Raw genomic sequence first — 14,215 nt, forward strand, 5'->3', positions numbered from 1 at the left:
ACGCCTGTTCCTTCAAGAGAAGCGCCCGGACCCCCGCCCGGGCGCTTCTTTTGTTTCAGACCGCAGCCCAGGCGAAGACGGCAACAAGGCCAAGGGCAATGAGCCCGAGTTTGGCTGCAAGGTTGCGCACCCCGATCAGGCCGTAGGAGATCAGGCCCAGGCCGGCCGCAATGCGGGCGAAGGCGAAGAGGGCCATGACCGGGTCATCCGTCAGGCGCAGCACGTTCGGATTGGCGATCATGCCGAGCGGGATGATGTAGAGGCCGACGCCGAGCGCCATGGCGGTCAGGGCGACCTTCAACCAGTTTTCTCCGATCATGCCCGCCGCGATGAAGACCGCGCCGCAGACGGGCGGCGTGATGGTCGACAGCAGCGCGAACCAGAAAACGAAGAGATGTGCCTGCAACGGCTCGAGGCCGAGACGGGTGAGGGCCGGACCTGCCACGGAGATGCAGATGACATAGGCCGCCGTGGTCGGCACTTCCATGCCAAGGATGAGGCAGGCAAGCGCCGTCAGAAGCAGTGAGGGCCAGAGCATCTCGTTGGACCCGGACAGGATCAGCGAGGTGATCTTGACGCCAAGGCCCGTGATCGACAGCACGCCGATAATGATTGAGGCGCAGAGGATGATCGAAGCGATCATTGCCACCTGGCGGGCGGCGGAGAGGACCGCATTCTCCAGCTTCAGGGCGATTTCCCGCGGGCGGATCTGCAGCTTGCCATTGATCAGCAGCATCAGGGCGCCGGCGATGATGGCAAGGCACGCAGCATATTGCGCCGTGTACTGGATGACGAACATGCCCCAGAGCAGGACCGCGAAGGGAACCAGAAAGAAGGCCGAGGTGACGAGCACATCGCGCAGGGCAGGCCGATCTTCCTCGGCAAGACCTTTCAGCTCGAAGCGCCGCGCATAGGCATTGATGCCGATCCAGACTGCCAGAAAGTAGAGCACTGCCGGAAGGATCGCTGCGGCCATGATGGACGTGTAGGGAATGCCCGTCAGCTCGACCATGACGAAGGCACCTGCGCCCATCAGGGGCGGCATGATCTGGCCGCCGGAAGAGGCGACAGCTTCCACGGCAGCTGCCAGCCGCTTCGGGTATCCGAGCCTGGTCATGGCGGGCAGGGTAATGGCGCCGGTCGAGGCCACGTTTGCAGAAGCCGAGCCCGAGATCGAGCCGAACAGCGCAGAGGAGATCACGGAGACCTTGGCGGCCCCGCCCTTGAGGCGCCCTGCTGCAGAGGAGGCAAGGTTCATGAAGCCTTGTCCGGCTTCCCCTGCGTTCAGGACCGCGCCGAAGATGACGAAGATCGAGACCACCGAGACGGAAACGCCGGTCAGGCTGCCCCAGATGCCGCCTTCGGCAATGGTCAGCGTGCCGAGGAAGCTTTCCAGAGGGGTGCCGGAATGGCCGAATTCTCCGGGAATATGCTGGCCGAAAAGGCCATAGGCAAGGGCGGCCAACGCCACCAGCGGCAAGGGCCAGCCGATCGCCCGGCGGGCGGCCTCTAGCACGACGAGCAGCAAGGTGACGGAGATCACCACCTGGAAGTTGCCCTCCAGGAACCCGTACTGGTCATTGAGCATGTCTTCGTTCAGGGCCGTCCAGAGGCAGGCAGCTACCCCGGCAAGCGTCAGGACGATGCCACTGAGACGTGCGCACTGGCTTTTTGCGGTAAAGACGAAAATCCAGGGAAGCGCCAGGGCCATGTGCAAGGGGCGGCTCACCAGATTGGGAACCAGGCCCGAAAAAATGAGGCTGATGTGGAATGCCGTCAGCAGGAGCGCGAGGCAAAAGCAGAACAGGCGCGAGGCGGAAGACTGGGGGGTATCCGAAAGGAGTTCGGCAGACATGGCGGGTATCCGGAGAGGCAAAAGACCGGGCGCTTTGACACGCCCGGTCCTGGTGAGCTTGATATCGGAAAACGCTTATTTCTGGGCGTAGGTCAGGTCAAATCCGGCTTCCTGATAGTAGCGCAGGGCGCCCGGATGGATCTTGCCGGTGATGGTGCCCATCAGGTCCTTGTCGACGCCCTTCCACCAGGGAGAGGTTTCCGACATGGTTGCCTTCTGGTCCCAGAACGTTTTGGTCAGCGTGTAGGCTGTGTCGTCGTCCATGGCGGTGGTGGCGAAGGCGACAACCGGCAGCGAGGTGGTGGTGATGTCCTTGTCCTGACCTGCATAGGTGCCGGCCGGGATCACGGTCTTGGTCCGCTTGGTCTGGGCGATCTGGTCATCGCTCAGGGACAGGATTGTGACGCCGGTAGACGCAGCTGCCTCCACGACATTCGGGGCCGGCCAGGAGCCTGCGGTGACGAAGCCGTCGATCTGGCCATTCTTCATGGCCGGAACCGCGTTGGACAGCTCGACATTGGCTTCCGTGACCTTGTCCTTCAGGCCGAAGAGCTGAAGATAGTTTTCACCTTCGGTGGCGCCAAAGGAGCCCTTGCCGAGCAGCAGGGTCTTGCCTTCAAGGCCTGCAAAATCGTTGACGCCGCTGTCCTTGGTCAGGACGAAGTGCATGGTCAGGGACGGGATCGGGAAAAGGGCGCGGATATCCGCGAACTTAGGGCTGCCCTTGCCTTCAAATGGGCCTTTCTCGGCGGCTGCAGCAGAGGCGAGGGCAGGCGGGGCGGTAAAGACATAGTCACCGCCGCGGGCGCGCACTTCCATCACGTTCTGAACCGAACCCTGGCTTTCTTCCAGAGTGACGATCATGTCGCCATTGGTGCCGGTCTTCAGCGCTTCCGCGATTTCGACGCCCATCTGGTAATAGGAGGAGGCAGCCTTTGCGGACTTGTAGGTGATGCGTGTTTCCGCATTGGACTGGGATGCCAGCGTGACAGCGGCCAAAGCTGCAAGGCTGACGGTTGCAAGACGTTTCAACATGGGACCTCCCCTTGAGTATTATTGATTGCGCAAGTCCCGGCAGGTGTCGCAAGCGGCCGGGGCCTGAAATGTGGTTCGACTGGAAGATGCAACGTTGATTGCAACGTGGCAACCGCAGAGAGTGTCGAAGGTGACCTTGTCATTTTTCAAGGCGTGAATTCTGGCCGAAGATCAGGCTCCCATCAGACCGGACGATAGGAGCGGATGCGGTTCAGAACGTCTTCCGGGTTGCCGGTGAGCGTGTCCAGACGAACGAGAAGCAGCGAATTGCCGTCTTCTTTCGCCTCCCTTGTCCAGTTTCGCAACATCAGGCGCTTCCAGGGGGCAACGGCTTGTGGCTTGGAGACTGCTTCTTCCACAGGGCGGGTCAGGCCAATGACCAGTGTAACCAGTTCGATGTTGCGCACGGCGGTGCGGCGCAGTTCCAGACTGGTCACCGCGCCCCAATCCAGAAAGCCCAGCCGCTCGACGAAGAGCCCGTCGCCATTGGCGCCCAGTTGAGGGTGTGATCTGTCGATCATCGGATAATGCCAGAAGGCGGTCAGAAGCGGGACCAGTGCCGACAGGGCGAGGAGCTGATGTCCGGTCAGCAGGGCAGGAAGGAGGAGGCCCGCGCCAAGCAGGGCGCCGCCAAAGACAATGGCCTCGCCACTGGACTTTCGGAAACCGATCGCGAAAGGAACGGGACCTTGCGGTTCATCTTCGGCAAAGGGATCGGGCGCGCCGGAGGTCATGGACAGCCTTGTGAAGCAGGTTTCAGAGCTGTCTTCCTTGTTCCAAGGGCAGGCGCCAATGTCAAAGACCTTTGACACGGGCGCCTGTGTTTTGGCCCTTTGATCAGGCAGCCTCTGTTGCCGGGAGGCGAGGCCGGCCGACATTCAGCACCTTTAGAAGCACGAAGGCGGCAATGGCGCAGACCGCGATGGCCCCCACCAGCGGAGCCGCCGTGCCATCGAAGAACGGGCTTGCGGCAACGATCATCAGTCCGCCGGTCACCATCTGGATGGTGCCACCCAGGGAGGAGGCCAGGCCTGCGATTTCGCCGTGATCTTCCAGAGCCAGAACCATGGCGGAGGGGATGACCAGGCCAAGGCAGGCATTGCCCATGAACAGGAAGATCACCAGCACGGGCAGGGTGCCGAAACCGGCAAGCGTCAAGGCAAGCAGGCAGATCTCCACCAGGGCAAAGCCGGTCACCGCCAGACTGATGATCCGGGTCATTCCGTATTTGTAGCCAAGGTAGGCTGCGACCTGAGACGAGCCGAAAAAGCCGATCGCATTGACGGCGAAGGCAATGCTGAATTCGACCATCGTCAGGCCGAAATAACCCGTGTAGACGAAGGAGGCATTGGCGATGAAGACGAAGAAACTCGCCATGCCGCAGCCGCCAATCAGGGTCAGGCCCATGAAGAACGGATCGCGGACCAGCGTCCTTGTCCCACGCAGCAAGGACTTGCCGTTCATCTTGACCCGCTGTTCGGGCTTCAGCGTTTCCGGGAAGGCGAACTGTACCAGCGCCATGGCCAGAACGGCGGCGCCGGCCAGGAAGTAGAACAGGAAGCGCCAGCTGCCGAGACCCATCAGCAATGTGCCCGCAAGGGGAGCGAACATCGGCGAAACGCTGATCACCAGCATCACCATGGCCATCATCTTTGTGGCTTGGTAACCGGTGAACATGTCACGGATGATCGCCCGGGGCAGAACCATTACCACGGCCGCCCCGATGCCCTGAAGGAACCGGGCAGCGATCAGCAGTTCGATGGTCGGTGCCAGAGCGCTGGCAATGGAGCCCGCGATGAAGATGACCAGTCCGACGAGAAGGGGCAGCTTGCGGCCGATCTGATCCGACAGGGGGCCATAGACCATCTGGGAAATGCCGAAGGTGAAGAAGAATGCGGTCAGCGTGAGCTGAGTGGTCGTGACCGACGCATTCAGGTCGCTGCTGATCTGCGGTAAGGCAGGCAGGTAAATGTCGATCGCAAAGGGGCCGATGGCGCCCATCAGGCCAAGGATCAACGCCGAGCGGAACATGCTGGGTGCCATCTGTCGATATCCGGATATGTGAAAACTGGAGGGAGGCAGGACACCTCGTAAGGCTGCCTTATCAGATCCGGATCGTATTTGCACTCGGAAGTGTAGTCTGGCGGCGTCCCACATTGCATTTAGAACGCGATGCGGGACATCAGTTTGGGTTTTAGTGGTCCAGAATTTCCGTTGCTTCGATCTTGATGTCGAAGCCTTCCAGGCCAACGTAGTGGCGCTCTCGGGAGGAGAGAAGGCGGATCGAGGTCACGCCAAGGTCTTTCAGGATCTGCGCGCCAAGGCCGATTTCTCGCCACTGTTCCTGGCGGGTCTGGGCAGAGCTGTGCTCCTCATCACCGGCAGCTTCCAGATCGGTCCGGCTGCGCTTGGACTGACGCGCAACGCCGACAGAGCCTTCGCGCAGATAGACGATCACGCCGCGTCCGCGTTCGGCCAGATGCTTCATGGTCGTGTCCAGAGGCTGAGAGCAGCCGAAGACGTCGTCCAGAACCGATTCCAGCTGCAGGCGTACAGGCACGCTTCGGCCATCGAGAATGTCGCCATAGACCACGGCGACATGATGCATCGGGTCATAGGGCGTGGAATAGGTGATGGCATAGGCCGGGCCTGCAGAAGTTTCGATCGGCTGCTCGTTGACCCGCTCCACCAGCCGCTCGGTGCGTTGACGCCAGGCAATGAGATCGGAGACCGAAACGGTCTTCAAGCCATGCTCTGCGGCAAAGGCTGCAACGTCCGGACCGCGCATGACCGTGCCGTTGTCGTTCACCAGTTCGCTGATGACACCCACTTCCTCAAGGCCGGCAAGGCGGCAGAGGTCGACGGCGGCTTCTGTATGGCCGGAGCGGATCAGGACGCCGCCTTCCTTGGCAACCAGCGGGAAGATGTGGCCTGGGCGGACAAAATCCTCGGCTCCGACGTTCGGGTTTGCAAGGGCGCGGACGGTGAAGCAGCGCTCCTCGGCGGAAATGCCGGTGGTCAGGCCGCGCCGGTAGTCCACGGATACGGTGAAGGCGGTCGCGAGCGGCGCGTCATTGTGAGAGACCATCGGGTCAAGACGCAGCCTGCGGGCCGCAGCGACCGTCATCGGTGCACAGACGATGCCGGAGGTATGGCGGACCATGAAGGCCATCTGTTCTGGGGTGATGCGCGAGGCAGCGACGATCAGATCGCCCTCGTTCTCGCGGTCGTCGTCATCGGTAACGACCACGATTTCACCACGCTCGAAAGCGCGGATGGCTTCGGCGACACGGGTCTGGGACACGGGATGCTCCTTGTTGGTGGCAAGGCCGAGGAAGTCGTTGGGCGTGACGGCGCCACCAGTGGCTTCCGCAATCTTGCGGGCCATGTCCCGGGACACCCAGACATTCGGATCGTTGCAGAGGGCGGTGACGGATGCCGCGGACAAGTTGGCCCGTCGCGCAAAGGCGCTGCGGCTTTCCCCTTGTTCCTGCAGCCAGTGATCTAGTCTCATGAATCCGATGTAACGCCGGTTGGGCTGGTTTACAAGCGAATGGGAGTAGAAATTTCAGCGATACTGAAAGGCGGTCAATCTGCCGCAGTCATATCCGTCGAAGGGGGACGCGATGCAGCTTGAACAGATCCGACATCAATCGGAGCCGGTCTCGCGACTGGTCCTGATTGATGACGAATATATCCAACGTTGCAGCCAGAAGCCTTCCCCGGAGGGGAACGGTCTATTTTATTTTTCCAGAGTAACCACGCACTCGATATGTGATGACCAGAGGAACTGATCAACCGGCGTGATTGTCTTTATCCGGTAACCGCCATCAAGCAGGACCCTAAGGTCACGTGCTAGCGTTGCCGGATTGCAGGATACGGCAATTACGGTCGGAACTTTCGAGGCCGCGATTTGTTCTGCCTGAGCCTGAGCACCCGCGCGGGGCGGGTCGAAAACGACCGCGTCAAAGGCATTGAGTTCAGCCGCCATCAACGGACGGCGGAACAGGTCCCGGCGTTCATGGGTCACCTTCTTCAAGCCCTTGGGCACGCGTAGCGCCCGGTCGAGAGACGCAATCGCAGCTGCATCACCTTCAACCGCATGCACGGAAGCATGACGGGCAATGCGCAGTGCAAAGGTGCCGATGCCAGCGAAGAGATCTGCAACCTTCTTGGCCTTGCCGATGTTGTCCAGCACCAGTTTGCTCAGGGCTTCTTCGGCTTCTGCCGTTGCCTGGGTGAAGGCGGACGGAGCGGGCACGACGGTCAGTCCGTCCATGGTGAGTGCCGGGGGGCGGATCTCGATCAAGGTCTCGCCGTTGACGGTGAGACGCGCCAGATTATGGGTCATGGCCAGGGTGGAGAGGGCGGCAAACCGGCTGTCATAGGCCTTGTTGGCCTGTTCGAAGGCGACATCCAGCCCGTGAGGTGTCGCAAGGACCGTCAGCCGCAAGTCACCCTTCTTCGGCATCAGTTCGCTGCACAGGGACTTGAGACCTGCAAGCGACTGGACGATAGCCGGATCCAGAACCGGACATTCCTTGATGTCGACCAGTTTGTGGGTTGCCTTCTCGTGATAGCCGAGAAGGATAGCGCGGCCTGCGCGGGTCGCGGTCAGAACCGCCCGGCGGCGGCTTCCCGGCTTTCCGGCAATCGTTTCGCCAACGGGCTCTTCAATGCCGCGGTCGGCCAGAGCCTTCACCACCATGTCCTGTTTCCAGGCAAGGTAAGGCTTTTCTGCGTAATGCTGAACGGAGCATCCGCCGCAGGCTTCGAAATGGCGGCAGGCCGGGTCGATACGGTCTGGGCTGGCCGTAACGATGGTCACATCACTGGCGCGGCCATTGGCAACGCGGGCGCTCACTGTTTCGCCGGGCAGTGCGCCGGGAATGAAAACAGGGCCGCCATCACTCTGCGCGATGCCGTCACCGCGGTGGCCGAGCAGGTTTACTTCAAGTGTCATCTGGGTCATGCGAGAGCGATACTCGCGATGAACCGCAAGGGCAAGCGTTCTGCGAGGGTTTCAGTCGTTCTTGTAACCGCTGAGCAGCCATTCCGCATTGCCATCGCCGCCTTTGACCGGCGAGGGAACGAGATCGCCCGCGCTCCAGCCGGGAAGGCCTGCAAGCCAGTCGCGCAACTGATGCGCTGTCTGTTCTGCCACCTGCGGATCGACAAGGCCGCCCTTGCCAATGTTCTCGCGCCCAGCCTCAAACTGAGGCTTGACCAGGAACACGCCCTTGGCACCCGGCGTGGCCAGATCCAGCGCCGGGGGGAGAGCGAGTTTCAGGGAAATGAAACTGACGTCCGAGACAAGAAACTGCGGACGGTCGCCGCCCAGATCTTCAAGGGTCAGGTCGCGGGCATTGAGCCCGTCACGGCGGCGCACGTTCGGATTGCTGGCGATCGTATCGTGAAGCTGGTCATGGCCCACGTCGATCGCATGAACCTTGGCAGCGCCACGCTCCAGCAGGACCTGTGTGAAGCCGCCTGTGGAGGCGCCGATGTCGAGACAGATCAATCCTGCCGGGTCGAGTTGATAGGCATCCAGCCCCTCGATCAGCTTCAGCGCCGCCCGCGAAACATAGCCAGCAGCAGGATCTGCGACCGAAATCACCGAGTTGGTGGCAACTTTCTGGGCTGGCTTTAGGCAGACGATGCCGTCGAGGCTGACGGTGCCGCGCAGGATGGCATCCCGTGCCCGGGCGCGGGTCGGGAAATTGCCGGTGTCTACCAGATGCTGATCGAGACGCTGTTTGCTCATGCGCCGCTCATAGACGGTTTCACGCGGCTTGAAAACCGGCGCTCAGAAACACCCGGCGATGGCGGCTGCCATTTTGTCGAAATAGATCCTTTCGCCATAGCGCAGCCAAAGCAGGCTGCTGGCGGCCAGAATGATCAGGCCGCCGGCAGACAGACCGGCATAAAGGGACATGCGCATGGCGTCTGGCTCCATCGGTCCCGTGTCTCAGGTGGTGGACTTGCCCGACTTCTCGATCATCCGGCGCAGCTTGGCCAGAGCGCTTTCCTCTGCCTCGCCATAGGCGATGGTGCCGAAGAAGTGGTTGTCCGCATCCATCAGGAACACGGCAGCCGAATGGTCCATCGTGTAGCCGCCGTCGTCAAGCGGCACCTTCTTGGAATAGACCCGGTAGGCCTTGAGCATGCCGTCGATCTGCTCACGGCTGCCGGTCAGCGGCTTGATGCGGCTGTCGAAGGCGGCAACATAGTCCCGCATGACGTCGGGCGTGTCGCGCTCCGGATCCACGGAGACAAACGCGAAGTTCAGCTTGTCCGCATCCGGACCAAGCGCTGAAATCCAGCCCTGCATGTCGGACAGGGTGGTCGGGCAGACATCCGGGCAAAAGGTAAAGCCGAAGAGATAGAGCGAGGGCTTGCCCTTCATATCCGCATCGGTGACGGGCTGGCCGTTGCCATCCACCACAGAGAAGGGGCCGCCGATCGCGGAGATCGGAGAAACAAGATTCTCGACGCTCTTGGTGCCTGCTGTCTGCTGATAGACAACGACGCCGGAGGCGAGGGCAAGGACGGCAACTGCCGCCCAAGCTCCATAGCGAATGATTTTCAGGTTCGACATATCTGCCTCAATTCTTGCCGTGCTGGCTGTGGTCCCCGGCCTTCATTGCGCCGTGGTCCATCTTGCTGTGATCCATGCCCTTGGCGCCCATCTTTTCGACGGCCAGTTCAACGGTTACTTCACCAGCCTTTTCAAATGTTAGGGTCACCGGCACCTTTTCGCCTTCGACGAACGGCTGCTTCAGATCCATGAGCATCAGGTGGAAGCCGCCCGGCTTCATTTCGGATGTGGCCGCTGCTGGCACTGCAAAGCCGTTTTCGGACTGGCGCATGGTCATGACGCCGTTGGCAACTGTCATTTCGTGGATTTCGGCGCGGCCTGCTGCCGGGGTGGAAACGGACAGGAGCCGGTCATCGGTTGATCCGGTGTTCTCGATGGCTGCAAAGCCGCCTGCGGCCATCGCCTTCGGCGGTGTCGCGCGGGTCCAGGGGTGGTGAATGACCAGGTCGCCGAGCTTGTATTCATGAGCGAAAGCGGAAGCGGAGACGAGCATGGTCAGGGCAGCGGCTGCGGCCAGAGATTTCAGAAGAGACATTTCATTGATCCTGAGAATAGAGAATTGATGGGCGCATTGGCCCGGAAAGGTCAGGTCAATGAAACGGGAGGACCTCTGATCGGATCGGTGGATTGAACGGAAGCCGGGTGCGGTGATCTGCGCGCCAGAACCTGATGGGGAGCCGAGCTCACAACTGCGGACGGCAGGGGCGCCGGGGCTTTCAGCGGCAGGGCGGCAGGGTGCACGCCATGGGGGCAGGCCGGGCCGCAAATGCAGTGCTCTGCCTGATGCGGCTGGCTGGCCGGGACCGCACCCTTGTCTTCACCCGCCAATGCGAGGTTCTGGCAGGTCACGAAGATGCCTGCGGAGGCCGGGTCCGCTGCCGCAGACGTGCCGAGCACCAGAATGATCACCCGCATGACCATCGCAAGCATGCCGAGGACCGCCAGCGGGTGGCGCTCCTTACGCAGGATCTGCAGGGATGAACGGCGGTTGATCATAGGGGGACTATGCGTTTCTTTACATGTGCCGTCGAGCGGCCTTTTCGTCACAGGGAGAGCCGGACCACGCGCGAGAGTGGGTCAGCTTCATTTGCATTTACGCACAGCGCTCACGCTCTTGCATTGATGCATGTCTTCCTCCCACGGAGGTATCCCCTTTTAGGAGACATGCTCTAGCCAAGACCTTCCGGCGCGACGGAGGCGGGCTTCTCCATCTCGTCTTCGGAACTTGCGCCTTGATCGGGGACGACAACCTCTTCGGTGATCGTGTCCGTCTCCTGGCTGTGCGCCAGATCGTCATAGGCTGGGAATTCTTCCGGCGCGATGACGTTGGCCGCTTCGATATCCAGAGGCTCTGGCGAGACAACCGCACCAACCTGTGCGGTCGCGGCGAATTCGAAGTCCGTCTTGTCTTCCGGATCCAGAGCGCTGCGGGCAAAGACGCGGGTCAGGATAAACGCGCCCATGACACTGTAGACGATAGCCACGAGCAGATAGAGACCTGCCGGACCGCTCATCAGCATCAGCAGCGAGGCAGAGATAGGACCTGCCACGGATCCCAGACCAAAGGCCATTAGAAGGCCGGAGGAGGTTTCGACAAAATCCTCGGGCGCTGCGTGGTCGAAGGCGTGGGACACGGCGACTGAGTAGGTCGGCTGCGAAAAGACGCCGATCACCATCGCCAGCATCAAGGCCGTGGCGAAGGAGCTTGTCGGAAGAACGGCGATGACAACCGCGATCACCGCACTGATGACGGATAGGGCGATGAGCACAACGCGTCGGTCCATCTTGTCCGACAGGCGGCCGATCGGCCATTGGGAGATCATGCCGCCCGCAATGATCGAGGCAGCATAGACCGCCGCCTGATTGGTCGTCAGGCCGATCTCGGAGCCGTAGAGCGGGCTGAGGGACCACATGGCGCCATTGGCGACACCGATCAGCAGCGTGCCGACCAGGGCTGCAGGAGAAGTCTTGTAGAGCTTGGTAGGCCGGAACCGGACCAGTGTGATCGGAGCGGGCTGGTTGGCGGTCGTCAGGCAGACCGGCATCACCGCAAGGCTGACGGCAACGGATGCGGCGGCGAAGGGCACGAAGGAGGTGATCTCCATGCCCGCAATCGATACCTGCCCGATCATCATCGAGGCAAAGAGCACCACGATGTAGATGGACATGACCGTGCCGCGGGTCTCGTTGGTGGCGGTCTCGTGCAGCCAGCTTTCAACGATGGTGTAGAAGCCTGCGAGGCAGAAACCGGAGACGACGCGGATCAGGAACCAGGCAACCGGATCAACGAACACCGGATGGAGAATTGCCGACGCGGACATGAGCGAGACAAGGGCCGCCAGCGCCCGGATGTGGCCTGCGCGCATGATGACATGGGGCGCGCCGAGACAGCCGAGCACCATGCCGACATAATAGCCCGACGACACAATACCGATGGCAAGTTCGCTGAAATCGGCCTTGTTTGCCGCGAGCGGAAGCAGCGTCGATTGCAGGCCGTGTCCGAAAACGAGGAACGCAACCGACAGCAGCAGGGCGGAAATGGAGGCGAGCATTTTCGCCATGGAAGTCTCCCGGATCGCTGCGGAGCCCGGTTTAATCACTCAGATCGGGCTCATGATCGGTTCCGTTTCTGATCAGGCGCGCTGAAAGGCGCTCATGTCGCCGCTGCCAAGTGCCATGAAGACCTGATGAGTGATGCCCGAGCAGGTCAGGCCAGCATCCTTGTACATGGTTTCCGGCTTGTCGTGATCCTGATAGCGGTCCGGCAGCATCAGGGTGCGGACCTTGAGGCCACGGTCCAGAAGGCCGAGTTCCGCAAGCTTGGTCAGCACGTGGCTGCCGAAGCCGCCAGCGGACCCTTCTTCCACGGTGACGAGTATCTCGTGTTCACGGGCCAGGCGGATCAGAAGATCCGTATCCAGCGGCTTGGCGAAACGGGCATCGGCCACAGTCGTCGAAAGACCGGCTGCTTCCAGTTCATCCGCAGCCAGGAGGCATTCCTTCATGCGGCTGCCGAAGGACAGCAGGGCGACCTTGGTGCCTTCCCGGCGGATCATGCCCTTGCCGATTTCCAGCACCGAACCGCGCTCCGGCAATTCCAGGCCAACGCCTTCGCCGCGCGGATAGCGGAACGAGATCGGGCCTTCGTCATAGGCAACGGCCGTTGCGACCATGTGGCGCAGTTCGACTTCATCGGCTGCCGCCATCACAACGAAGCCGGGCAGACAGGCAAGGAAGGCGGTGTCGAACGCGCCTGCATGGGTCGCGCCATCCGCACCGACAAGTCCGGCGCGGTCGATCGGAAACCTGACCGGCAGGCCCTGAATGGCAACATCATGCACCACCTGGTCATAGGCGCGCTGCAGGAAGGTGGAATAGATGGCAGTGAAGGGCTTGAAGCCTTCGGTCGCGAGCCCTGCTGCGAAAGTCACCGCATGCTGTTCGGCAATGCCGACATCGAAGGTGCGCTGGGGAAAGGCTTCCTGGAACAGGTCGATGCCCGTGCCGTCCGGCATGGCCGCGGTGATGGCGACGACCTTGTCGTCTTCCTGGGCTTCCCGCACCAGCGAGGTGGCGAAGACATTGGTGTAGCTCGGCGCATTGGCAACGGGTTTGGCCTGTTTGCCGGTCACCACATCGAACTTGGCAACGCCGTGATACTTGTCCTTTGCGCCTTCCGCCGGCGCGTAGCCCTTGCCCTTCTGGGTAACTGCATGAACCAGAACCGGACCCTGGTGGGTGTCGCGAACGTTCTTCAGGATCGGCAGCAGGTGGTCGAGATTGTGACCATCAACCGGACCGACATAGTAGAATCCGAGCTCTTCGAACAGCGTGCCGCCAGTCCAGAAGCCCCGTGCAAATTCCTCTGCCCGGGCAGCCTTTTCCTGCAAGGGCTTGGGCAGGGTCTTGGCAAAGCTCTTGGCTGCATCGCGCAGGGACTTGTAGGTCTTGCCTGAAACAAGGCGAGCCAGATAGGCGGACATGGCGCCGACCGGCGGGGCGATCGACATGTCGTTGTCGTTGAGAATGACAATCAGGCGCGAGCCGAGATGGCCGGCGTTGTTCATGGCCTCATAGGCCATGCCCGCGGACATGGCACCGTCCCCGATCACCGCGATGACGTTGTTGTCGCCTTCGTTCAGATCCCGCCCGACGGCCATGCCGAGGCCTGCCGAGATCGACGTTGAGGAGTGAGCGGCACCAAACGGGTCGTAGATGCTCTCGGAGCGCTTGGTGAAACCGGACAGGCCGTCGCCCTGACGCAGGGTGCGGATCCGGTCCCGGCGCTCTGTCAGGATCTTGTGAGGGTAGCACTGGTGTCCGACGTCCCAGATGAGCCGGTCGTCCGGAGTGTTGAAGACGTAATGCAGCGCCACCGTCAGTTCGACAACACCAAGGCCCGCCCCCAGATGGCCACCGGTGATCGACACGGCGTCGATCATTTCGGTGCGCAGCTCGTCGGAGAGCTGCTTCAGGTCGGCTTCGGGAAGCTTGCGCAGATCCGCTGGGCTTTTGATCTGGTCAAGCAAAGGGGTGTTCGGCATTGGACAACGCAGGCCTGAGTTTGATGTCGATGTATGGCTCGCAGCCTTACACCAAGCCTATATAGGGTGCAAATCGCTGAGTGGAACTGTTCTAAATTTAGCATTGCCTGCATCAGAGGCTTTATCCTGATCGAAAAGCTCCGAAAAAGCCGCATTGTTTCCAAAATTGCTCTCTTAGTCACC

The 14,215-nt window shown here is 61.3% G+C and carries 13 protein-coding genes; all 13 read right to left on the reverse strand.

The window, feature by feature from the left end:
- Window positions 1-55 precede the first annotated feature (55 nt).
- A complete protein-coding gene (locus BUA94_RS03720) occupies window positions 56-1,855 on the reverse strand; it encodes a TRAP transporter permease (protein WP_073008953.1) in 1,800 nt (599 codons plus the stop codon).
- A gap of 75 nt (window positions 1,856-1,930) precedes the next feature.
- Entirely contained in the window at window positions 1,931-2,890 is a 960-nt protein-coding gene (locus BUA94_RS03725; protein ID WP_073008956.1) for a TAXI family TRAP transporter solute-binding subunit, read from the reverse strand.
- A 182-nt stretch (window positions 2,891-3,072) separates the two neighbouring features.
- Window positions 3,073-3,702 carry a hypothetical protein gene (locus BUA94_RS03730; protein ID WP_139251000.1) on the reverse strand — a complete coding sequence of 210 codons (630 nt, stop codon included), beginning with the start codon at window positions 3,700-3,702 and terminating at the stop codon, window positions 3,073-3,075.
- A gap of 25 nt (window positions 3,703-3,727) precedes the next feature.
- Entirely contained in the window at window positions 3,728-4,933 is a 1,206-nt protein-coding gene (locus BUA94_RS03735; protein ID WP_073008959.1) for a multidrug effflux MFS transporter, read from the reverse strand.
- Between the two features lie 151 nt (window positions 4,934-5,084).
- A complete protein-coding gene (gene ribB / locus BUA94_RS03740) occupies window positions 5,085-6,404 on the reverse strand; it encodes a 3,4-dihydroxy-2-butanone-4-phosphate synthase (RefSeq protein ID WP_073008962.1) in 1,320 nt (439 codons plus the stop codon).
- Window positions 6,405-6,632: 228 nt separating this feature from the next.
- Window positions 6,633-7,862, reverse strand: coding sequence for a class I SAM-dependent RNA methyltransferase (locus tag BUA94_RS03745; protein ID WP_073008965.1), 1,230 nt, complete (start codon window positions 7,860-7,862; stop codon window positions 6,633-6,635).
- A gap of 51 nt (window positions 7,863-7,913) precedes the next feature.
- Window positions 7,914-8,654, reverse strand: a complete 741-nt coding sequence (locus tag BUA94_RS03750; protein WP_073008968.1) for a TlyA family RNA methyltransferase — start codon at window positions 8,652-8,654, stop codon at window positions 7,914-7,916.
- A 42-nt stretch (window positions 8,655-8,696) separates the two neighbouring features.
- A complete protein-coding gene (locus BUA94_RS23870; protein WP_268877507.1) occupies window positions 8,697-8,831 on the reverse strand; it encodes a hypothetical protein in 135 nt (44 codons plus the stop codon).
- A gap of 27 nt (window positions 8,832-8,858) precedes the next feature.
- On the reverse strand, window positions 8,859-9,488 hold the full coding sequence (locus tag BUA94_RS03755; RefSeq protein ID WP_073008971.1) for an SCO family protein: 630 nt from the start codon (window positions 9,486-9,488) through the stop codon (window positions 8,859-8,861).
- Window positions 9,489-9,495: 7 nt separating this feature from the next.
- A complete protein-coding gene (locus BUA94_RS03760) occupies window positions 9,496-10,023 on the reverse strand; it encodes a copper chaperone PCu(A)C (protein ID WP_073008974.1) in 528 nt (175 codons plus the stop codon).
- A 50-nt stretch (window positions 10,024-10,073) separates the two neighbouring features.
- Window positions 10,074-10,484 carry a hypothetical protein gene (locus tag BUA94_RS03765; RefSeq protein WP_073008977.1) on the reverse strand — a complete coding sequence of 137 codons (411 nt, stop codon included), beginning with the start codon at window positions 10,482-10,484 and terminating at the stop codon, window positions 10,074-10,076.
- 173 nt (window positions 10,485-10,657) lie between these two features.
- Window positions 10,658-12,049: an MFS transporter gene (locus tag BUA94_RS03770; RefSeq protein ID WP_073008980.1), complete on the reverse strand. Its 1,392-nt coding sequence runs from the start codon at window positions 12,047-12,049 to the stop codon at window positions 10,658-10,660.
- Between the two features lie 72 nt (window positions 12,050-12,121).
- A complete protein-coding gene (gene dxs / locus BUA94_RS03775; RefSeq protein ID WP_073008985.1) occupies window positions 12,122-14,032 on the reverse strand; it encodes a 1-deoxy-D-xylulose-5-phosphate synthase in 1,911 nt (636 codons plus the stop codon).
- Between the last annotated feature and the right edge of the window lie 183 nt (window positions 14,033-14,215).

Source organism: Roseibium suaedae, from assembly GCF_900142725.1.
GTDB classification, from domain to species: Bacteria; Pseudomonadota; Alphaproteobacteria; order Rhizobiales; family Stappiaceae; genus Roseibium; species Roseibium suaedae.